The organism is Egibacteraceae bacterium (assembly GCA_035540635.1).
GTDB lineage: Bacteria > Actinomycetota > Nitriliruptoria > Euzebyales > Egibacteraceae > DATLGH01.
The window spans coordinates 1-21,206 of sequence record DATLGH010000085.1 but is presented as its reverse complement, the minus strand read 5'-3'; the positions used below and the strand labels follow the sequence as shown (position 1 = coordinate 21,206).

Genomic DNA, 21,206 nt, shown 5'->3' with positions numbered 1-21,206 from the left:
GATGCCCGAGCTCATGCCCCTGCTCGGCTACCACCACATCGAGCTCTTCGTCGGCAACGCCCGCCAGGCGGCGCACTTCTACCGCACGGCCTTCGGCTTCACCCCCGTCGCGTACGCCGGCCCCGAGACCGGCGTGCGCGACCGCGCCTCCTACGTGCTCGGGCAGGGCGACATCCGCTTCGTGCTCACCGCGGGCCTGCGCCCCGACCATGAGGCCGTCGTCCACCAGCGCGCGCACGGCGACGGGGTGCGTGACGTCGCCTTCGCCGTGCCCGACGCCGACGCGGCGTTCGCGAGCGCGGTCGCGCGGGGAGCCGAGCCGCACCTTCCCCCCGAGGTGCGCGAGGACGAGCGGGGCAAGGTCGTCGTCGCGGCGATCCGCGCCTACGGCGACACGATCCACTCGTTCGTCGACCGTTCGAACTACTCAGGGCCGTTCATGCCCGGCTACGAGGCGCTGGACGGGCCGCCGGGCGCGGGTGCGGGGCTGCGCCACATCGACCACGTCGTGGCCAACGTCGAGCTCGGCCGCATGACCCACTGGGCGCGGTTCTACGAGCAGGTCATGGGCTTCTCCCAGCTCGTGCACTTCGACGACGAGGCGATCTCCACCGAGTACACCGCCCTCATGAGCAAGGTCCTCTGGGACGGCGAGGGGCGGGTGAAGCTGCCGATCAACGAGCCGGCTCCCGGCCGCAGGAAGTCGCAGATCGACGAGTACCTCGAGGCCTACGGCTCGCCGGGCGTCCAGCACCTCGCCCTCGCCACCGACGACGTCGTCGCGACGGTCTCGCGCCTGCGCGCGAGCGGTGTGGACTTCCTCCGGGTGCCCGACGCCTACTACGCCGCCCTGCGCGAACGGCTCGACTGGTCACGGATCGACGAGGACCTCGACGCCCTCGCCGAGCACGGCGTGCTCGTCGACGCCGACGACGAGGGCTACCTGCTCCAGCTGTTCACCAAGCCGGTGCAGGACCGCCCGACGGTCTTCTTCGAGATCATCGAACGGCACGGCTCGCGCGGGTTCGGAGTCGGCAACTTCAAGGCGCTGTTCGAGGCGATCGAGCGCGAGCAGGCCGCGCGCGGCAACCTCTAGCGCTTCAACGAACCGAGCACCGCGTCGATCACCGCGCGAAGGGCCTCCAGGTCGCTCGTCGAAAGCCCGGCGCCGTCGGCCCCGTGCCGCGACCCCGTGCCGGTGACCGCCTTCACGAGCCCGGACAGGTCGTTGCCGGGCCGCGCGCCGCCCAGGCTGCGAAGGAGTCGGAGCACGCGCCCGTCGGGATCGGCGGGGCCGGCCTGCGCGAGGACGCTCGGGTCCGGCGCGAACGAGACGTTCAGGGCCTCGGCCACGCGGGGCATCGGGTTGGCGAGCGCGTGCTCGTTCTCGGCCACGCCGCCGACGTCGCCGGCGAAGTGCAGGCCGACCGCGCGCTTCGTCGCCTCCTCCAACCACACGGCGCCCGAGTCGCCCCCCTCGGAGACCTCCTCGAAATCCTTGTCGGGCTGCGGCCACGGGTGGAGCGGCACGATGTGGACCTGGTCCTCGAAGTAGTGCTTCTCGCTGCCCCAGGTGATCGTCGTCGACAGGCTCACCCCGTCGATGCGGCCGTGGGTGACCCCGCTGCTGCGGCCGGACTTCATCACCCGCATGCCGAGGCGAGGCGGGGTGTGCCCGGTGACCATCCCGACCCCGAGGACGGACGGGCTGTACGCGCGGCGTCCCGTCAGACGCGCGACGGCTGCGTCCATGAAGCGGTCGAGCCGACCGCGAGCGAGGTGGGCGACGACGTCGGCCGACGTGCCGCCGTCGAAGCGCCCCGGCTGGCAGATCGGCTCGCCGACCCCCGCAGCCTGGGGGAAGGGCTGGCCGTCGCTTGCCGACTGGTAGTAGGGCTCGAAGGCGGCGAGCAGCTGGTAGTAGGGCTCCAGCGTAGCCAGCGACTGGTAGTAGGGCTCCAGCGCGGCCAGCGACTGGTAGTAGGGCTGCAGCGAGGCGAGCAGCTGGTAGTAGGGCTCCAGCGAGCCCAGCGCCTGTGGCGAGGCGCCGCCGGCCGCCTGGTAGTACGGCTGGCCGGCGCTGCGCGACGGCGCGCATCCGCCGGCCTGCGCGGACGCGTCGTTGCCGGCCAGCACGTGCCAGTTGCTGAGGATGTGCGGCGAGCCGTCGCTGCGGTCCCACACGACCGCGCCGAGCGTGCCCGCGGCTATCCGGGGGTTGCCGACGCTCACCCCGCCGACGAGAGGCGACAGGCGCTGCAGACGCCGCGGGTCGAGGCGCTCCGCCCCCCCGTCGGGATCCCCGCCGCCCGTCGCGGCGCCTGCGTTCGTCGCCGACGGTGCGGCGGACACCTCGTAGTCCACCTCGAGGACGTCGACGGTGAACCCGCCTTCGGTCTCCGGGAAGACCTGGTTCTCCGGCACCTCCTGCGCCGGCAGCTTCCGTACGACGTGGGCACGGAGCGCGATCTCGTCCTCCCGCAGCCGGCCGTCCTCGATGGGGAAGCCGACGTCGACCGCCGACACGCCCGGCCGACGCATCCAGTTGCGCCGCACCCTGCTCAGCACGCGGATCGCCTGTTCGACACGCTCCTCGTCGATCTCGGACACGGGCTCCCCTCCCATCGATTTCGAGCCGGGACGCGCTCGCCAGGTTCACGGGGCCCGCAGGGCGGGGCACCCGCTCGCCAGGGAGAGTCCCGGCTCCGGCTCCTTGATACGTTCGCCTGCGAAAACCTCGTTGTTCATGCAGGCCGCCCCGCGCCGGGGCCGAAGAGTTGCATCTTGGACGATATGCTGCAACCGCCCGTACGGGGCTGGGGGGTGATGCGCGTGCAGGCAGTTGGTGCGGCGGCGAGGAGCATCTCGCTGGCCGAGGAGGCGGAGCGCCTCCTCGAGCTCGCGCAGGACGACCCTGCGGACGCCGAGGAACGGGCGCGTCGCATCCTCGACCTGGCCGGCGGCGACGCCTACCCGCGATCCCTCGCACAGGAGACCCTCGGCCTTGCCGCGAAGGAGCGCCTGGACCTCGACGGGGCCGCCACCCTGCTCCAGCAGGCCGTCGCCACCGCGGAGGCGGCCGGCCTTGCGACCCGTGCGGCGCAGGCCCGGATGAGCCTGTGCTTCCTGCTCGTGAGCCGGGGAGACGCCGAGGCGGCCCTGCGCGAGCTCGCCCTCGCGGACGCCGTCCTGCACGGCGCGGACGGCGCGCGGCTGCAGATGCGCAGGGGGCTCGTCCTGCAGCGGCTCGGCCTCCTCGACGCGGCGCTGGCCACCTACGACCGCGCGCTTCCCGCGCTGCGCCGCGCCGGCGACCGGCTGTGGGAGGCCCGCCTGCTCAGCAACCGGGGCGTGCTCCATACCTACCGGCGTCAGTTCGCCGCGGCCGAGCGCGACCTGCTCCGCGCCGAGCGCCTCCACCGGCAGACGGGGCAGGCGCTCGCTGCCGCCCAGGTGCGGCACAACCTCGGTTTCGTCGCCGCGCGGCGCGGCGACGTGCCCGCGGCTCTGCGGTCCTACGACCTGGCCGCAGAACAACTTCGGCAGCTGGGGATCGTCTCGTGGCTGGGCGAGGCGGACCGGTGCGAGCTCCTCCTCTCCGCACGCCTGCTCACCGAGGCCGACCAGCTCGCCACCCGGGCGGTGGCCGAGCTCGCTCGCGCCGGCATGGACTCCGACGTCGCCGAGGCCCGGCTGACCCTCGCCGACGTGAAGCTCCTGCTCGGGGAGCCGGAAGCCGCGCAGCGGATCGCGGAGGAGGCCCGCTCGAGCTTCCTGGCCCAGGGCCGCCAGCCGTGGGCGGTCCTCGCCGCCTACGTGCTGCTGCGGGCGCGTTGGCAGACCGGCCCGCGGTCGCGCGCCCTCATGGAGGAGGCCAGCCGCAACGGGCGGGACCTCGAGGCCGCGGGCTGGGCGACGGCGTCCGTGGACGCCAGGCTCATGGCGGCACGCACCGCCCTGGAGCTCGGCGACCCGCAGGCCGCCGAGCGCGAGCTCGTCTCCCACCGGCAGGCGCGTTTTCGGGGCCCTGTGGAGCTGCGCGCACGCGCCTGGCACGCGGAGGCGCTCCTGCGCCTCGCACACCGCAACCGGCGCGGCGCCGACGCGGCCCTGCGGGCGGGGATGCGCGCGCTCGACCGGCACCGGGCCACGCTGGGCGCGACGGAGCTCCGCGCCCACGTCTCCGGCCACGTCGGTCAGCTCGCCCGCCTCGGCACGCGCCTTGCCATCGAGTCCGGCGACGCCGAGCGGGTCCTGCGGTGGGCGGAGCGCTGGCGCGCCGGCGCGCTGTCCCTGCGGCCCGTGCGGCCACCCGACGACGAGGCGCTCACCGCCGACCTCGTCGCCCTGCGCGAGACGGTCGCCGCGATCGGACAGGCGGCGCTCGCCGGCGAGGCGACGACCGCCCTGCTGCGCCGGCAGGCGCGCCTCGAACGGTCGATCCAGCAGCGCAGCCGCCACGCGCGGGGCCAGGGGGAGGACGAGACCGGTGGCCTGCCCGTCGACGCGTTGCGGGCCTGCCTCGCCGAGCGCGCGCTGCTCGAGATGGTGCGCCTCGACGACGACCTCCACGCGGTGGTCGTCGCCGACGGCCGTCTGCGTCTGCGCAGGCTCGGGTCGCACCGCCGCGCCGTCACCGAGCTCGAGCGCCTCCAGTTCTCGCTCCGCCGCCTGACGTTGCCGCAGGGACCCCCCGCCGCGCTCGCCGCAGCCCGCGCCTCGGCGGCCGCGTCCGCACAGGCGCTCGACGACCTCCTGATCGCCCCGGTGCGGGATCTCCTCACCGAGCATCCGCTGGTCATCGTGCCGACCGGCGCACTGCACGCGGTGCCGTGGGCGTTCCTGCCGTCCTGCCGCGCCAGACCCGTCAGCGTCGTCCCCTCCGCCCAGCTGTGGTGCCGCGCCGCAGCGCAGCCGCACGCGCCCCCCGACGCGGGCCGCGTCGTCCTCGTCGGCTGCGCGACGCCCCCGCATGCGATCGACGAGGTGCGCGCGCTGCGCGCGCACTACACGGGCGCGGTGGCGCTGCTGGGCGACGACGCGACCGTCGGTGCGGTCTCGGCCGCCCTCGAGGGCGCGAGCTGCGTTCACCTCGCGTGCCACGGCCGGTTCCGCTCGGACAACCCGCTGTTCTCCTGCCTCGAGCTGGCCGACGGGCCCCTCACCGTCTTCGACCTCGAGCGCCGGCAGCAGACGCCGCCGCTGTTCCTGCTCTCAGCGTGCGAGTCCGGCCTGTCCGCGGTGCAGGCCGGCGACGAGCTCATGGGGCTCGCAGCCACCCTGTTCGCGCTCGGCACGCGCACCCTCGTCGCGAGCGTCGCGGCCGTGCCCGACGCCGCGACCCGCCGGCTCATGGTGGGCCTGCACGATCACCTGCGCGGCGGCCTGCCCCCCGCGGCAGCGCTCGCGCGTGCGCAGGCGGCGGAGTGCGCTTCCGGCGACGACGTCGCCGCGGCGGGCTTCGTCTGCTTCGGCGCGGGGTAGCCGGGTCCGCCCTCGACGCCGGCGGCCCCCGGGCGTACGCTCCCGGCCAGCCCGCGGCCATCGCCGCGCTTCCCCGGGCCCGCCGACGCCGACGCGAAAGGCCCGCTCGTGCCCGACCGCTTGACGCCCGGCCCACACCAGGAACGGCAGTCGTGGGACGAGTACTTCCTCGGTCTTGCCGCCGCCGCGGCGACGCGCTCGAACTGCGCCCGCCGCCGTGTCGGTGCGGTGATCACCCGCAACCGGCGCATCCAGTCCACCGGCTACAACGGCCCGCCTTCGGGCTACGGTCACTGCGACGCCGGGGCCTGCCCGCGCGCGGGCACCGACGCGGCGATGTGCGAGCCCTACGACAACTGCGTCGCGATCCACGCCGAGGCGAACGCGCTGCTGTTCGCCACCCCCGACGAGCGCGACGGCGCGACCCTGTACTGCACCGCGGCGCCGTGCTTCGCGTGCGCGAAGCTCATCGCCAACTCCGGCATCGCCGAGATCGTCGCCGCGGGCGGCCGCTACGACGGCTGGGAGACCACCCGCCGGTTCCTGCAGGACTGCAGGGTGCGGGTGCGCGTGCTCGACGGCATGGAGCACGCGGTGCCTCTACCTCTGTGAGCTACACGGGTCAGCCCGCCAACATGCCGGCGAACGCGTCGGCGAGAGCGGCGGCACGTTTGCCCGCCCGCGCCCGCGCCGCGGCAACCTGCCCACCGGTGACCGGCTCGACAACCTCGACGTAGCACTTGAGCAGGGGTTCCGTGCCGCTCGGGCGGGCGAGGCAGCGCGAGCCGTCGGCGAGGGTGAGGGCCACGAGGTCGGTGGGGGGCGTCGTGAGCGGCTCGCTCGTCCCGTCGGCGTGACGGCGCACGGCGGCAGCGTGGTCCGCCACCGCCGCCACCGTGATGCCGGCGACGGCGCGGGGCGGGTCGCGCCGCAGGCCGTCGAGCGGGTCCGCGCGGACCTGCAGGGAACGCCCGACGGTCACGTGGACCCCGTGGCGGCGGGCGAGGTGGTCCAGCGCGTCGGCGACGGTCGCGCCCGACGCCTTCAGGCCCGCGGCGAACGTCGCGAACAGCAGGCCGGCCCCGATGCCGTCCTTGTCGCGGACCGCGTCGCCGACCATGACGCCGAGGGCCTGCTCGTAGGCGAGCACGAAGCGCTGCCCCGCCGCCCCGGCACGCTCGGCGAGAGGCGCGAGCCACTTGAAGCCCGTGAGCGTCTCGGCGTATGCCGCCCCGTGAGCGGCGGCGATGCGCGACAGCAGCCGCGCCGAAACGACCGTCGTCGCGACGAGCGGGCGGCCCGGCAGGTGCGCGTCGCGGACGAGCAGGTGCTCGCCGAGCAGGCAGCCGACCTCGTCGCCGGACAGCATGCGCCAGCCCTCGTCGGGCGTCGCGACGGCGATGCGGTCGCCGTCGGGGTCGGTGGCGAGCACGAGGTCCGCGTCGTGCTCGGCGGCGAGGGCGCGGGCGAGGTCGAGCGCGCCGGGCTCCTCGGGGTTGGGCCGGGAGACGGTCGGGAAGTCGGGGTCGGGGACGAGCTGGTCGGTCACCGCGACGACGTCGGTGAACCCCGCCCCGGCGAGTGCGCCGAGGAGGAGGTCCCCCGCCACGCCGTGCAGGGGGGTGACGACCACCCGGAGGCGCCCCGGCTCCACGGCGGAGCCCGCGACGGCGCAGACCGCCTCGAGGTAGTCGGCCCGCACCGACGCCGGCACGCCGGTGATGCGGGGATCGACGGCCGCGGCGACCGGCACCTCGGCGAGCGGCCCGACCGCACTGATCGCCGCGGCGACCGCGGCGTCGTCGGGCGGGGCGAGCTGCAAGCCCCCCGCGACGTAGACCTTGTAGCCGTTGTCGCCGGCGGGGTTGTGGCTGGCAGTGATCTGCACGCCGGCCGGCGCCCCGAGCGCCCGCACGGCGTACGCCACGAGCGGTGTCGGGACCGGCTCGGCGAAGCGGCGCACCGCCATGCCGGCGCCCGCGAGGACCGCCGCGGTCTCGTGGGCGAAAGCCGCCGAGCCGTGCCGGGCGTCGCGGCCGAGCACCACCGGACCGTCCGCGCCCCGCCCACGCAGCCATACGGCGAGGCCGGCAGTCACCCGCCGCACGACCGCCCGGTTCATCCGCGCCGGCCCGGCCCCGAGCGGCCCACGGATGCCCGCGGTGCCGAAGGTCAGCGGCGCGGCGAAGCGCGCGGCGAGCCCGGCGGCGTCGCCGCCCGCGAGGAGGTCCGCGACCTCCGCCCGCGTCGCCGGGTCCGGGTCGTCGGCCATCCACGCCTCGGCGGCGGCACGCAGGTGCGGGTCGATGCCCATGGCAGCGGGGAGCCTAACGACTCCGCCGGCGAGGTGGCCCCGGCCCACCTCCCACCTCCGGCGAGGTCGATCCGCCCGGCGGTCCGCCGGAAATGGCCGTCGCGGGGTTGAAGCCCGGTGGCCGGGGGCATCGCCTAGCACTATGGACTACGACGCGTACAGGCCTGGCGTGCTGCTCGACCTCGACGGCACGCTCGTGGACTCGGTGTACCAGCACGTCGTCGCGTGGAGCGAGGCGTTCCAGGCGCGCGGCTACGAGGTGGCGCTGTGGCGCATCCACGCGGCCATCGGCATGGGCGGCAAGGTGCTCGTGCCGTGGCTGCTCGGCCGTCACGTCGACGACGCCGAGGAGCTGTCCGACGACCACCGCCGCCGCTTCCTCGACCGTGCCGAGGAGCTGCGTCCGACCCGGGGCGCCGCGGCCCTCGTCGACGACCTCGAGCGCCGCAAGGTGTCGTTCCGCATCGCGACGTCCGCCGAGTCCGACGTCCGGGAGGCGCTGCTCGACGCGCTCGGCCGCAGCGACCTCGCGAGCGCCGACGCCGACGACGTCGGCGCCGCCAAGCCGGCCCCCGACCTGCTTCTGGCGACCTGCGCCGAGCTCGACGTGGAGCCCGAGGACGCCACCCTCGTCGGCGACAGCCCCTGGGACGCGGAGGCCGCCCGGCGGGTGGGCATCCGCACGCTCGCCGTGCGCTGCGGCGGCTTCGGTGACGACCGCCTGCTGTCGGCCGGCGCCGACGCGGTCGTCGACGACCCCCAGGAGCTCCTCGGGCGCCTGTAGCTCAGCCGGCGAGCGCGACGAGGCGGTCCTCGTCCACGCCGGGGTCAACGACGGGCGGGCGCGGCAGGCCCGGCGCGGGGCACTTGTGGCCCACCCCGGTGTCGAACACCACGACGTCCTCGTCCGCCTCCAGCTCGCCGCGCTCGGCGAGGAGCCGCACGCCGGCCAGGGCCGCGGCCGTCTCGGGACCGACGTAGCCGGCTCCGCGGCGCCCGGCCAGCACCTGAAGCTCGTCGATGCCGTCCTCGGGCACGGCCAGGGCCGTCCCCCCCGACGCCCACACCGCCCCGAGGACGAGAAAGTCGCCGAGGGTGGCGGGAACGCGTAGCCCGCCGGCGCGGGTCGCCGCCTCGCCGTCCCACGGCGCGGCGAACCGCTCCCCCGCCGCGAACGCGCGCGCCAGGGGCGCGCAACCGGCGGCCTGCACGCTGACCATGCGGGGGCGCCGGGGGCCGACGAGTCCGAGCGCCTCGAGCTCCTGGAACGCCTTCCACATGCCGATCAGCCCCGTGCCCCCACCGGTCGGGTACACGACCACGTCGGGCAGCCGCCAGGCGCTCTGCTCGGCGAGCTCGAAGCCCATCGTCTTCTTGCCCTCGACCCGGTAGGGCTCCTTCAGCGTGGACAGGTCGAACGCGCCGGTGCGGGCGGCCAGGCGCCCCGCGAGGCGCCCGCAGTCACTGATGAGCCCCTCGACGAGGATCACCCTGGCGCCGCACGCGAGCGCCTCGTCGCGGTTGGCCGCGGGCACGTCGGCGGGCATGAGCACCGTCACCGGCAGAGCAGCCGCCGCGCCGTAGGCCGCAAGCGCCCCACCGGCGTTGCCGGCCGACGGGGCGACGAGCGACCGGGCGCCGAGCTCGGCCGCGCGGGACACGGCCACCGCCATGCCGCGGGCCTTGAACGAGCCGGTCGGGTTGGCGCCCTCGGCCTTGACGCGCAGCCCCGGCACACCGAGCGCCTCCCCGAGGCGTGGCGCCACCAGCAGGGGGGTGCCGCCCTCACCGAGGTGCAGGGCGTGCGTGGGGTCGCGCACCGGCAGCAGCTCCCACCAGCGCCACAGCCCGCCGGCGCGGCGACCCGCCACCGCCTCCGCGGTCACGGTGCGGCCGGCGGCGGCGAGGTCGTAGCGGGCAAGCAGCGGCCGCCCGTCGGCCGGGTCGAGCCCACGCAGCTCGTCGGCCGGGTACACCGCGCCGGACAGCGCGCCCTCCAGATGCGACAGGCACGACACGACGTCGGGCGGCGGCCGCAGGGACATGGCCGAATGCTACGGCAGCGGGATCTGGCACCCTGCAGCCATGGCCGGCCTCGACGTCAGCGACGTGCATCCCGACCCCGTAGTCCAGCTGCGGCGCTGGCTGCAGGCGGCGATCGCCGCAGACGTGGCGGAGCCGACGGCGATGACGCTCGCGACCGCGGACGCGCACGGCCGCCCGTCGGCCCGCACGGTGCTGCTGAAGGGCCTCGACGGGCGGGGCGCGGTCTTCTTCACGAACTACGCGTCGGCGAAGGCGCGCGACCTCGAAGCCAACCCGCGCGCCGCGCTCGTGCTGCTCTGGGTGGCGCTCGCGCGGCAGGTGCGCATCACCGGCGCCGTGGCGCGCACGACCGCGGAGGAGTCCGACGCCTACTTCGCGACCCGTCCGCCCGGCAGCCGCCTGAGCGCCTGGGCCTCCCCGCAGAGCGCGGTCGTCGCCGACCGCGACGAGCTCACCCGCCGGGTGGCCGAGGTCGCCGCACGCCACCCCGCAGGACTCCCCCGGCCGCCACACTGGGGCGGCTACCGCGTCCGCCTCGACGAGGTGGAGCTGTGGCAGGGCCGCCCCGACCGCCTCCACGACCGACTGCGCTACGCGAGCACCGGGCCCGCGACCTGGCGGGTCGAGCGCCTCGCACCGTGACAAGGGAACGGCGGCGAGCGGGTACACCGGTGTCTCACCGACAGGAGTCCCCGACATGAGCATCAGGCAGGTCGACGCACGCCAGTCCCGCGCCGTGGCGGAGGCCGCACGCGAGGCCGAGTGGCGCAAGCCGAGCTTCGGCAAGGAGCTGTTCCTCGGTCGCTTCCGCCTCGACCTCATCCACCCGCACCCGCGCCAGACCCCCGAGCAGGCGCGCAAGGGGGAGGCGTTTCTCACCGAGCTCCGCGCGTTCCTCGAGACGGAGGTCGACCCGCTGCAGATCGAGCGAGACGCCAAGATCCCCGACGGGGTCGTGAAGGGGCTCGCCGACCTCGGCGCCCTCGGCATGAAGATCGACGAGCGCTACGGCGGCCTCGGCCTGTCGACGCTGTACTACAACCGCGCCCTCCAGCTCGCCGGCTCCTGCCACTCGGCGATCGCGACGCTGCTCAGCGCCCACCAGTCCATCGGCGTGCCCCAACCGCTCAAGCTCTTCGGCACGGAAGAGCAGAAGCGCGCCTACCTGCCCCGGGTGGCGCGTGACGAGATCAGCGCCTTCCTGCTCACCGAGCCCGACGTCGGCAGCGACCCGGCCCGGATGCGCACGACCGCCACACCCGCCGAGGACGGGTCGGGGTACCGGTTGAACGGCGTGAAGCTCTGGACGACGAACGGCGTCATCGCCGACCTCCTCGTCGTCATGGCGGTCGTGCCCCCCTCCGAGGGCCGCCGGGGCGGGATCACCACGTTCATCGTCGAGGCCGACTCGCCGGGCATCACCGTCGAGCACCGCAACGCGTTCATGGGCCTGCGCGGCATCGAGAACGGGGTCACGAGGTTCGACGACGTCTTCGTCCCTGCCGCGAACGTCGTCGGTGACGAGGGCCGCGGGCTGCGGGTCGCGCTCGCGACGTTGAACACCGGGCGCCTCAGCCTGCCGGCGGTGAACGCCGCGACCGGCAAGTGGTGCCTGAAGATCGCCCGCGAGTGGAGCAACGAGCGCGTCCAGTGGGGCCAGCCGATCGGCAAGCACGAGGCCGTCGCCCACAAGATCGCCTTCATCGCCGCCACCGCGTTCGCCATGGAGGCGGTCGTGGAGCTGTCCGCCGAGCTCGCCGACCAGGAGCGCAACGACATCCGCATCGAGGCGGCCCTCGCGAAGCTCTACAACTCCGAGATGGGATGGCTCGTGGCCGACGAGCTCGTGCAGATCCGCGGCGGCCGGGGGTTCGAGACGGCGGCGTCGCTCGCCGCGCGGGGCGAGAAACCGGTGCCCGCCGAGCAGGTCCTGCGGGACATGCGCATCAACCGCATCTTCGAGGGGTCGAGCGAGATCATGCACCTGCTCATCGCCCGGGAGGCCGTCGACGCGCACCTGTCGGTCGCCGGCGATCTCGTCGACCCCGACGTCGGAGTCCGCGGCAAGGCCCGTGCGGCGGCGAAGGCCGGCGCCTTCTACGGCAGGTGGCTCCCACAGCTCGTCGCGGGAAAGGCAGCGGTGCCCGGCGCCTACGCGGAGTTCGGTCAGCTGGCCGGGCATCTGCGCTTCGTCGAGCGGGCGTCGCGCAAGCTCGCCCGCTCCACCTTCTACGGCATGAGCCGCTGGCAGGCGCGCCTGGAGCGCAAGCAGGGCTTCCTCGGGCGCATCGTCGACATCGGCGCCGAGCTGTACGCGATGAGCGCCGCCTGCGTGCGTGCGCAGATGCTCGTCGAGGACGACCCCGTCGAGGGGGAAAGCGCGGTCGAGCTCGCCGACCTGTTCTGCCGCCAGGCGCGGCGACGGGCCGACACGCTGTTCCGTGCCCTCTGGCGCAACGACGACGCACGCAACGCCGCGGCGGCCGACCGCGTTCTCGAGGGCCGCTACGCGTGGAGCGAGGCCGGCGTCATCGACCCCTCCGGCGAGGGGCCCATGATCGGCGCGCCGAGGGGCCGGTCGCCCCGGCTGTCGCGCTGACGGCGGCACAGCGGCGGAGCTGGGGTCCGCCACGGTGAGGTGCGCCGCCGGCGGCTACGATGCCGTGCTCGAGGATCGGAGGTCGCGTCATTGGACGGGGAAGCTTTCCTGACCCGGCTCGCCGCGGAGGCCGGCACCAAGGCGATCTCACCCGCCGAGGTCGACGCCGTGCTCGACCTCGCGCGCGTCGTCGCGCACACCGTCGAGCGCCGCCTCGCGCCGCTGAGCGCCTACACCGCCGGGCTCGCGCTCGCGGGCGAGGCCGATCCGGCGACGCGCGCGGCCCACGTGCGGGCGTTGATCGTCGCCGTGGAGGCGCTCACCGGTGAGTAACCGGGTGATCGCAAGGCGCCGCATCCTGCGGGTCACCGGGGGCAGCGCCCGCCCGAGCAGCGACCAGCTCGTCGCCGAGGAGCCCATGGAGGTCCGCGTCAACGGCGACGCGGTCGCGGTGACGATGCGCACCCCCGGCAACGACTTCGAGCTCGCCCTCGGCTTCTGCCTCACCGAGGGCATCGTCGACGCCGCCGGCGACGTCGCGACGATCCGCTACTGCGCGGGCGAGCCGGGTCCCTACACGGGCGACTTCAACGTCGTCGAGGTCGCTCTGCGCTCCGCGGCCCCCGTCCCGGCGGACCTCCGCCGCCACGTCTACACCAGCTCGTCGTGCGGCATCTGCGGGACGGCGAGCATCGCGGCGGTGCGCAAGGACACCGGTGCGGTCGGCGATGACGGGGTGCGGGTGTCCGCCTCCACGCTCGCCGCCCTGCCCGACCGCCTGCGCGCCGCCCAGCGGGTGTTCGACCGCACCGGGGGCCTGCACGCCGCGGGCCTCTTCACCTCCGACGGCGAGCTCGTGTGCCTGCGGGAGGACGTCGGCCGCCACAACGCCGTCGACAAGCTCGTCGGCTGGGCAGCCATGTCGGAGCGGCTGCCGCTCTCCGGCCACCTGCTCCTCGTGTCAGGGCGGGTCGCGTTCGAGATCGCCCAGAAGGCCCTCGTCGCCGGCGTGCCGGTGCTCGCCGCCGTCTCCGCGCCGTCGAGCCTCGCGGTCGATCTCGCCGGGGAGGCGGGCATGACCCTCGCCGGATTCGTGCGCGGGACGACGATGAACGTCTACACCGGCGCCGAGCGGCTCACCGGCCTGACGCGCGTGAGGTAGCGCCCCCAAAGGGGCCCGACGCGTCAGGCGCGGCCGGGCGCTGACAGCAGCGGCACGATCATCTCGTCGGGTGTCAGGCTGCCGTGACGGCCGAGCAGCGCGTTCTCGCGGTCCTCGCCGGGATCGGCGAACGCGACGCCGTCATGGGCGGCGAGCACGACGTCACCCATGCGCCCGCGGACCGTTGCCGTCGCGCCGGGACCGAGCCAGCCCTCGTCGAAGAGCTGGTCGCGGGCGAACACCCACGCGCAGTCACCGAAGTGCTCCCTCGCGGCGGCGAGGAGGTCACCTGCCGCGCCGGTGCGGGCGTGCAGCGACCGGAAGCGGCTCTCGCCCGAGTAGGCGGCGACGGCTCCGTCGAGTGCGTCGAGTCCCACGACGTCGTCGGGTCCCACGTCGAGCTGTCCGTGGTCGGCCGTGACGACGAGCGCCGCCTCGGGCGGGAGCACGTCGCGCAGCTCGCCGACGAGCCGGTCGGCCGCCGCCAGCTCGGCGGTGAAGAAGCCGGTGGTCAGGCCGAACTCGTGGGCGACCTTGTCGACCCCGTCGTAGTAGGCGTAGACCAGGCGCCGTTCCGCGCTCAGGCGCCGGACGTGCTCGACGAGCGTGGAGGGCACCCGCCAGCCCACGAACGGGACGTCGCGCAGGTGCGCCGCGGTGAAGCCGGATGTCCGGAACTCCTCCCGCGTGACGACCGGCACGTCACACCCGCCGAAGGGATGTTGCGGCTGCACCACCGCCGGGTCCGGGCCGCGGTGGCGACCCGTCGTCTGCCAGCCGAGGACGTTGAGGACCTCCCCAGCGACCCGCATGCGGTAACCGACCACGCCGTGCCCCGCGGGCGGCAGTCCCGTGGTGATGGAGGTGAGCGCCGCGGCGGTCGTCGACGGGGCGACCGTGGTGAGGGTCGTGCCGGCCATGGCCGACAGCTCGGGCAGCCGGTCGCCGTACCGGTCCAGGGCGTGCTGGCCGAGCCCGTCGAGGACGAGCAGGACCACGCGCTCCGCGTCTCTGGCCGCGGCGGGCAGCCACGGCGGCGCAGAGCCGCCGAGCAGCCAGGGAAGGAGCGCGCCGACCCACGCGCCGCCGTAGTCGGGCCGGACCGGTTCCATGAGAGCCGCAGGGTACGCCTCGGGGGCTCAGGAGCCGTCGATGCGCACGACGACGACGGTGACGTTGTCAGGCCCGCCGCCGTCGAGGGCCGCCTGCACGAGCCCCTCGCAGGCCTCCCGGGGGTCGGGATGCTCCTCGAGGATGGTGGCGATGGCCTGGTCGGTCAACGGGTCGACGAGCCCGTCGGAGCAGAGCAGCACGCGGTCGCCGGGTGCGAGACCGACCGGCTCGGGCGTGTCGACGGCCACGTCGAGCGCGAGCCCGACCGCACGGGCGAGCATGTGCCGCTCCGGCCGGGTGGCCGCCTGCTCGGGAGTGAGGTACCCGGCGTCGACCGCCTCCTGCGCGGCGGTGTGGTCGGTGGTGAGCTGCTGGAGGGCGCCTCCTCGCAGCAGGTAGGCGCGGCTGTCGCCGACGTGGGCGAGGGCCAGCCGCTCGCCCATGACCGCCGCGGCGGTCAGCGTCGTGCCCATCCCGGCGCGGCGCGCGTCCGCCTCGGCCTCCGCGTGCACCCGCCGGTTGCCGGCGCGGATGGCCTCGGCAAGGGCCTCCTGGACCTCCTCCACGGTGGAGAAGTCGCGGGGCTCGAGCCCCGCGAGCTCCTCCACGGCGAGCGCGGAGGCGACCTCCCCCGCGGCGTGGCCGCCGAGGCCGTCGGCGACGACGAACAGCCGTTCGCCGCAGTGGTAGGCGTCTTCGTTGCCGGAGCGCACCTTGCCCACGTGCGTCCCGGCATGGGCGATGAGGGTCAGCGTTGTGTCGGTCACGCAGAAGGATGTACCGAGCTGGGGGCCCGGGAAACCGCACCACGACGGGTAGGGTCACCGGACGACCCGACGGAGGTGTCCGATGCAACGCCCGGCAGACCACGAGCGGCCCGTGACGAACCTCGTCGCCGGAGGGACGGGTGCGCTCGGCAGCGCCCTCGTCGGGCTGCTGCTCGAGCGGGGCGAGCGGGTGTGCGTGCCGTGGATCGACGAGGCGCAGGCCGCGCGGCTGCGCGACCTCCACGCCGAGGCGCTGGACGAGGGGCGCCTGCGGCTCTCGCGGTGCGACGTCGCCGACCCCGACCAGGTCGCCGCGCTGCTCGACGTCCTCGAGGCGGTCTGGGGTCCGCTCTGGATGGCGTGCTCGACCGTCGGGGGCTGGGAGGGCGGGACGAACGTCGAGGACCTCGACGACATCACCGTCCTCGACCGCCAGCTCCTGCTCAACCTGCGCACCGCGACGGTCGTCGCGCGGGAGGGGCTGCGGCACATGGGCGCGGCCGGTGGCCGGGTGGTGCTCGTCGGGTCGCAGACGGTTGACCACCCCGCTCCCGGTCAGGCGGCGTACACCGCGGCGAAGGCGGGCGTGCTCGCACTCGTACGCACGCTCGCCACCGAGCTGCGCGGCAGCGGGCGGACCGCCAACGCGGTCATCCCCAAGGTCATCGACACGCCCGCGAACCGCACCGCCATGCCCAGCGCCGACCACGCCCGCTGGGTGCCCCCGCGGGCCATCGCGAAGGTCATCGTGTGGCTGGCCTCCGCCGACTCGTGGCCGGTAACCGGAGCCACCGTGCACGTCCCGGGCGACGCATGATCCTGCCCCCGCATCTACCCGACAGCCCGCGCCCGACGTAGCCTGGCCCCATGGGGGACGAGCGCATGTGGCGGCCACTCGGGCCTCGGCGGCCGGCGGGGTGGGGCTTCACCGCGGGCACCCGCTGGGCGTTCGACCAGCTCGACGCCGGTGAGACCGAGCCGACCTGTCCACGGTGCCGTGGGCTGGTGAAGTCGGCGACCGTGCGCTTCGGCCAGGACCTGTTCGCCGGGGTCGTCGAGCGCGCGCTCGCGCTCGTCGCATCCGCGGACATGGTCCTCGCCGTCGGCTCCTCGCTCCAGGTGCGTCCCGCCGCCGACATCCCGGCCGCTGCAGCGTGAGGCCGCGCTACGAGGTGCGCATCAGCCGCGACGACGTCGGCCGGCGGGTCACCGTCCGGGCCCGGACCCACGCGCACCCGTCCGCGACCGACACGGTGGGGATGCTGCGCGCATGGGAGGGCGGCACGCTCGCCGTGGAACGCCGCGACGGCTCCCTCGCGCGCATCCCCGAGAGCGACCTGCTGGCCGCCCGGGTGGTGCCGGACGCCCCGCGGCGGCGCCGCACGGGTAGCCTTGACCCCGAGCAGAGGCGAGGACGATGAGGCCGAGCGACCAGTCCGTGCCGGGGCAACCGTGTCAGCGAACCGCCGCCGGCACGCACCCTCTCGAGCTTCAACGTCTCGCGCTGCAGGAGCAGACCCACCCCGACTGCCGGCCACTGTCGGTCCAGGCCCTCATCTGGCTCTTCCGAGGCTACAGCGCTGCGGTGAGCGCCCAGGCCGACGAGCTGCGCCCCCTCGGCCTGTCCCCGAGCGCCTTCAACGTCCTCATGGCGCTGCGCAACACGCCGGGTCGTACGCTCGAGCCCTGCCAGCTCTCCGAGCGCCTGCTCGTCAGCCGCCCGTCCATCACCGGCCTGCTCGACACGCTCGAGGGCAAGGGCCTCGTGACGCGGCGCCCGCACGAGCACGACCGGCGCCGCGTCATCGTCAGCCTCACCCCGGCGGGCAACGCGCTGCTCGAGCGGCACCTCCCCGCCCACTACGCCGAGCTCAACGCGCTGTTCGAGGAGCTGTCCGACGACGACCTCGCGACCCTCGTCTCCTTGCTGCGCCGCCTGCGGGGGGCGATCCCACCGTCCCTCGCCGACCCCTGAAGACGGTGCATCGCTCGACCGCTACAGCTGCGGTGACAGGCCGAGCTCGCGGACGAGCTTGCGGGCGCCGACGGCGAGGAGGTCCCACACTCCCCCGAACGGCGGGGCGTAAGCGAGGTCGAGCAGCTGCGCCTGCTGCACCCTTACCCCGAGCTGGCACCACGTGGCAGCCGTGTCGATGCGCTTGCCGACGTTGCCCGTGCCGACGAGCTGCGCGCCGAGGACCCGTCCCGTGCCCCGCTCGGCGAGCATCTTCACCGCCACCTCACCCGCGTCGGGCAGGTAGCCGGCCCGTGCGGAGCCGGTGAACCGCACGGCGGCGTAGCCCACGCCGGCGTCGCGGGCCTCGCGTTCGTTCAGCCCCGTGCGGGCCACCTCGGTGTCACAGATCTTCGTCACCGCCGTGCCGACCACACCGGGGAAGGCCGCGCCGGCCGGGGGCTCGTCGCCACGCAGCGCCGCAGCGAGGTGCAGGCCCGCGATCCTGCCCTGCTTGTTCGCGTGGGTGCCGAGCTGCACGTTGACGGGGGCGCCGCTCACGAGGTGCGTCGACTCGACGCAGTCGCCCGCCGCCCAGATGCCCTCGACGCTCGTGCGCATCGTCGGGTCGACCAGGAGCGCGCCGCTGTCCCCGACCGCGCAGCCGGCGGTGCGGGCCACGTCGACCGCGGGCCGCGCGCCCACGGCGACGACGACGAGGTCGGCGTCGTAGGCGCCGCCGTCCGTGACCACCTCCCGGCACGCGCGCCCTTCGCCGCGGACCTCCTCGAGGCGTTCCGCGAGGGCGAGGTGGACCCCGAACCTGCGCAGCGCCTCCTCGACCGGTCTCGCCATGTCGGCGTCGAGTGACGCCATGACCTGGGAGTTCGCATCGACGAGGGTGGCGTCGAGGCCGCGGGTGACGAGCGCCTCGGCGAGCTCCAGGCCGATGTAGCCGGCTCCCACGACGACGACGGTGCGCGCGTCGCCCTCCATGGCGTCGAGGCGGGCGCGCAGGCGCTCCCCCTCGGCGAGCGTGTGGACGACCTCGGCGTAGCGCTGAGCCCCCGGGACCGGTGGGACGACCGGGCGCGCACCGGTGGCGACGAGGAGCAGGTCGTAGGGCTCGTCGCGCTCCGCCCCGGCCGCCAGGTCGCGCACGCGCACCCGCCGGGCGTCGGCGTCGACGGAGATGGCCTCGGTGCGCGTGTGCACGGTGACCCCGGCGCGGCGGAACTGCTCCGGGCTGCGCACGACGAGGTCACGGCCCTCCCCGACGACCCCGCCGACGAGGAAGGGGATGCCGCACATCGAGTAGGAGGTGTGCGGCCCCCGCTCGACCACGATCACCTCGGCTTCGGGCACAACCCGGTTCACGTGGCTCGCAGCCGACATCCCGGCGGCGTCCCCACCGATCACGACGAGACGGGGGGCCACGCCCGCTATCCCCGTGCGCCGGGGGGAGCGACTATCCCCACACTTCCTCGCCGACCCGGTGGACCATGATGCGGTTCGTGCCCCCATGACCGCCCGGACGGCCCGAGACGATCACGACCCGGTCGCCCTGGGAGGCCCAGCCGCCCTCGAGCAGCGCCCGCTCCGCGGCGGTCGTGAGGTCTCCTCCCGACCCCTTCATCGGCACGAGGGCCGACTCGGTGCCCCACATGAGCGCTGTGCGCCGGCGCGTGCGGTCCTGCGGGGTCAGGCCGAGCAACGGCATCTCGGGTCGGTACTTGCTCACCCGCAGGATGGAACGCCCCGAGATCGAGTAGCACACGATCGCCGCGGCGTGGACGTCCCGGGCGACCTCGACCGCGGCGCGGGCGACAACCCGGCCGACCCCGAGCTCCTCCGGCGGCGGCGCCGACGGGTTGACGAGATGGGGGGAGCGCTCGGCGACCTCGATGATGCGGGCCATCGTCCGGACCGCCTCGACGGGGTAGCTGCCCGACGCGGTCTCGCCCGACAGCATGAGCGCGTCACTGCCGTCGAAGACCGCGTTCGCGACGTCGCTCGCCTCGGCGCGGGTGGGACGCGGTGAGTTCACCATGCTCTCGAGCATCTCGGTCGCGGTGATCACCGGCTTCATCTGCGCGCCGGCGTCGGCGATGATCCTCTTCTGGATGGCCGGTACCTGCTCGGGACCGATCTCGACACCGAGGTCCCCGCGGGCGACCATCACCGCGTCGCTGACGGCCATGACCTCCGGCAGCCGCTCGATGGCCTCCGGGCGCTCGAGCTTCGCGACGATAGGGCACTCGCCGCCGGCCTCGTGCACACGGGCCCGGGCCTTCACGACGTCGTCGGGGTGACGGACGAACGACAGCGCGAGCCAGTCGACGCCGAGCTCGACGGCGAACTCGAGGTCGCCGACGTCCTTGTCGGTGATGCTCGGCGCCGACACCGCCACGCCCGGCAGGTTCACGCCTTTGCGGCTGCGCGCCACGCCGCCGGCCACGACCCGGGCCCACACCCCGCCCTCCTCGACGCGGGAGACGACGAGCCGCAGGTACCCGTCGTCGATGAGCACGAGCGCTCCGGGCAGGACGTCCTCGGCGAGTGCCTTGTATACGACCGGCAGGGCCGCGAGCCCCTCGCTCGTGTACTCGTCGAGTGTCTCGGCGCCCGGGACGAGGAACACCTCGGAGCCCGTCGCCACGGGCACGCCCTCGTCGGGCAGCACGCCGAGGCGGATCTTCGGCCCCTGCAGGTCGGCGAGGCTGCCGACGTTGCGTCCGAGCCGGGCCGACAACGCCCGCACGGCCTCGAGCCTGCGCTCGTGCGTCGCGTGGTCGCCGTGCGAGAAGTTCAGCCGCGCGACGTCGATGCCGGCTTCCACGGCCGCGCGCAGCTTGTCGCGGTCGTCCAGTGCCGGACCCAGCGTCGCGACGATCTTCGCCCGTCTCACGCGGTCATCGTACGGTCCATCGGGCGCGGGGGCCGCCACCGTTCTCCGGCGCGGCGCCGGGACGTCCCGCTAGCATCCGCCCGGTGAGCAGCCTCACGGTCGTCGAGCACCCGCTGGCGAACCACCTGCTCGCGGGACTGCGCGACGCCGCCACCACCCCCGAACGGTTCCGGCACCTCGCACGGCGGCTCGCCACGGTCCTCGTCCTCGAGGCGACGCGGTCGCAGCCGACGCGCCCCGCTACGGTCACCACGCCGCTCGCCGAGGCGGCGGTGCGCGTGATGGCGGCGCCGGTCGTGGCGGTGCCGATCCTGCGCGCGGGCCTGGGGCTGCTCGATGCGGTCACCGACCTGCTGCCCGACGTGTCCGTCGGCTATGCGGGCCTGGAACGCGACGAGGCGACGCTGCTCCCGACGTCGTACTACCTCAAGGTCCCCGCCCTCGCCGGGCGGCCGGTGCTCCTGCTCGATCCGATGCTGGCCACGGGGGGCTCCGCGGTGGCGGCGGTCGCCCTGCTGAAGGAGCGCGGCGCAACCGACGTGCGGCTCGTCTGCGTCGTGGCCGCGCCCGAGGGGGTGCGCCGCCTCGCCGACGCGCATCCCGACGTCGGTGTCGTCACCGCGGCGCTCGACGACCGCCTCGACGGTCGCGGGTTCATCGTGCCCGGCCTCGGCGACTTCGGTGACCGGCTGTTCGGCACGCCGTGAGCCGGCCGCCCGCGCGCCGGACCGGCGCTACGCGCGGACGAGGCCGCGGACCACGACCGCCCCCGAGGCGGGCAGGAACGCGAGCAGCGCGAGGGCTCCGGGAAGACCGACGACCCCGGCGAGCCCGCCGACGGCCGCGGCCCCCACCGCCC

Annotated in this window: 20 protein-coding genes; 13 read left to right on the top strand and 7 right to left on the bottom strand. The window is 74.9% G+C overall.

Translation table 11 applies throughout. The features are described from left to right. Nucleotide 1: 1 nt before the first annotated feature. The gene (gene hppD, locus VM324_13485; GenBank protein ID HVM00299.1) at nt 2-1,096 is read left to right on the top strand and encodes a 4-hydroxyphenylpyruvate dioxygenase; all 1,095 of its coding nucleotides are present in this window, start codon (nt 2-4) and stop codon (nt 1,094-1,096) included. Here hppD and VM324_13480 read toward each other — a convergent pair. Next, the gene (locus tag VM324_13480) at nt 1,093-2,610 is read right to left on the bottom strand and encodes a hypothetical protein (protein HVM00298.1); all 1,518 of its coding nucleotides are present in this window, start codon (nt 2,608-2,610) and stop codon (nt 1,093-1,095) included. The genes hppD and VM324_13480 overlap by 4 nt on opposite strands. Before the next feature lie 183 nt (nt 2,611-2,793). Between VM324_13480 and VM324_13475 the strand changes: the two genes are divergently transcribed. Together VM324_13475 and VM324_13470 are read left to right on the top strand one after the other, a co-directional pair. Then, entirely contained in the window at nt 2,794-5,484 is a 2,691-nt protein-coding gene (locus tag VM324_13475; protein HVM00297.1) for a CHAT domain-containing protein, read from the top strand. Between the two features lie 108 nt (nt 5,485-5,592). Beyond that, on the top strand, nt 5,593-6,096 hold the full coding sequence (locus tag VM324_13470) for a dCMP deaminase family protein (protein HVM00296.1): 504 nt from the start codon (nt 5,593-5,595) through the stop codon (nt 6,094-6,096). Between the two features lie 10 nt (nt 6,097-6,106). Here VM324_13470 and VM324_13465 read toward each other — a convergent pair whose 3' ends face one another. Continuing rightward, the gene (locus VM324_13465; protein HVM00295.1) at nt 6,107-7,798 is read right to left on the bottom strand and encodes a phospho-sugar mutase; all 1,692 of its coding nucleotides are present in this window, start codon (nt 7,796-7,798) and stop codon (nt 6,107-6,109) included. Nucleotides 7,799-7,940: 142 nt separating this feature from the next. Here VM324_13465 and VM324_13460 point away from each other — a divergent pair, with 142 nt between their 5' ends. Beyond that, entirely contained in the window at nt 7,941-8,582 is a 642-nt protein-coding gene (locus VM324_13460) for an HAD family hydrolase (GenBank protein HVM00294.1), read from the top strand. A gap of 1 nt (nt 8,583) precedes the next feature. On the opposite strand, the gene VM324_13455 is transcribed toward VM324_13460, so the two are convergent. Beyond that, entirely contained in the window at nt 8,584-9,843 is a 1,260-nt protein-coding gene (locus tag VM324_13455) for a threonine synthase (GenBank protein HVM00293.1), read from the bottom strand. On the opposite strand from VM324_13455, the gene pdxH reads away from it, so the two are divergent. The 4 genes from pdxH (at nt 9,842) to fdhD (ending at nt 13,605) form a co-directional block, all read left to right on the top strand. Further along, nucleotides 9,842-10,486: a pyridoxamine 5'-phosphate oxidase gene (pdxH, locus tag VM324_13450; GenBank protein HVM00292.1), complete on the top strand. Its 645-nt coding sequence runs from the start codon at nt 9,842-9,844 to the stop codon at nt 10,484-10,486. The two genes, VM324_13455 and pdxH, sit on opposite strands and share 2 nt — an antisense overlap. Before the next feature lie 55 nt (nt 10,487-10,541). Then, nucleotides 10,542-12,443, top strand: a complete 1,902-nt coding sequence (locus VM324_13445; protein HVM00291.1) for an acyl-CoA dehydrogenase family protein — start codon at nt 10,542-10,544, stop codon at nt 12,441-12,443. A 90-nt stretch (nt 12,444-12,533) separates the two neighbouring features. Next, nucleotides 12,534-12,776, top strand: a complete 243-nt coding sequence (locus VM324_13440; protein HVM00290.1) for a DUF6457 domain-containing protein — start codon at nt 12,534-12,536, stop codon at nt 12,774-12,776. Then, nucleotides 12,769-13,605 carry a formate dehydrogenase accessory sulfurtransferase FdhD gene (fdhD, locus tag VM324_13435; protein ID HVM00289.1) on the top strand — a complete coding sequence of 279 codons (837 nt, stop codon included), beginning with the start codon at nt 12,769-12,771 and terminating at the stop codon, nt 13,603-13,605. The genes VM324_13440 and fdhD overlap by 8 nt, the downstream gene beginning before the upstream one ends. A 23-nt stretch (nt 13,606-13,628) precedes the next feature. Here the strand turns inward: fdhD and VM324_13430 are convergent, their stop codons facing one another. Together VM324_13430 and VM324_13425 are read right to left on the bottom strand one after the other, a co-directional pair. Beyond that, nucleotides 13,629-14,717, bottom strand: a complete 1,089-nt coding sequence (locus VM324_13430; GenBank protein HVM00288.1) for an alkaline phosphatase family protein — start codon at nt 14,715-14,717, stop codon at nt 13,629-13,631. A 27-nt stretch (nt 14,718-14,744) separates the two neighbouring features. Beyond that, nucleotides 14,745-15,485 carry a Stp1/IreP family PP2C-type Ser/Thr phosphatase gene (locus tag VM324_13425; GenBank protein ID HVM00287.1) on the bottom strand — a complete coding sequence of 247 codons (741 nt, stop codon included), beginning with the start codon at nt 15,483-15,485 and terminating at the stop codon, nt 14,745-14,747. A gap of 82 nt (nt 15,486-15,567) precedes the next feature. On the opposite strand from VM324_13425, the gene VM324_13420 reads away from it, so the two are divergent. The 4 genes from VM324_13420 to VM324_13405 are packed head-to-tail and all read left to right on the top strand — an operon-like array spanning nt 15,568 to nt 17,460. Next, nucleotides 15,568-16,302: an SDR family oxidoreductase gene (locus tag VM324_13420; protein ID HVM00286.1), complete on the top strand. Its 735-nt coding sequence runs from the start codon at nt 15,568-15,570 to the stop codon at nt 16,300-16,302. A 50-nt stretch (nt 16,303-16,352) separates the two neighbouring features. Next, entirely contained in the window at nt 16,353-16,643 is a 291-nt protein-coding gene (locus tag VM324_13415; protein HVM00285.1) for a Sir2 family NAD-dependent protein deacetylase, read from the top strand. Further along, nucleotides 16,640-16,906, top strand: coding sequence for a hypothetical protein (locus tag VM324_13410; GenBank protein HVM00284.1), 267 nt, complete (start codon nt 16,640-16,642; stop codon nt 16,904-16,906). The genes VM324_13415 and VM324_13410 overlap by 4 nt, the downstream gene beginning before the upstream one ends. Further along, a complete protein-coding gene (locus VM324_13405; GenBank protein HVM00283.1) occupies nt 16,903-17,460 on the top strand; it encodes a MarR family transcriptional regulator in 558 nt (185 codons plus the stop codon). The genes VM324_13410 and VM324_13405 overlap by 4 nt, the downstream gene beginning before the upstream one ends. A gap of 21 nt (nt 17,461-17,481) precedes the next feature. Here the strand turns inward: VM324_13405 and VM324_13400 are convergent, their stop codons facing one another. Both VM324_13400 and pyk read right to left on the bottom strand, forming a co-directional pair. Beyond that, nucleotides 17,482-18,876: an FAD-dependent oxidoreductase gene (locus VM324_13400; protein HVM00282.1), complete on the bottom strand. Its 1,395-nt coding sequence runs from the start codon at nt 18,874-18,876 to the stop codon at nt 17,482-17,484. 31 nt (nt 18,877-18,907) lie between these two features. Then, nucleotides 18,908-20,347, bottom strand: a complete 1,440-nt coding sequence (pyk, locus tag VM324_13395; GenBank protein HVM00281.1) for a pyruvate kinase — start codon at nt 20,345-20,347, stop codon at nt 18,908-18,910. Between the two features lie 83 nt (nt 20,348-20,430). Here pyk and upp point away from each other — a divergent pair, with 83 nt between their 5' ends. Continuing rightward, nucleotides 20,431-21,054 carry a uracil phosphoribosyltransferase gene (upp, locus tag VM324_13390; protein HVM00280.1) on the top strand — a complete coding sequence of 208 codons (624 nt, stop codon included), beginning with the start codon at nt 20,431-20,433 and terminating at the stop codon, nt 21,052-21,054. Nucleotides 21,055-21,206: the final 152 nt, after the last annotated feature.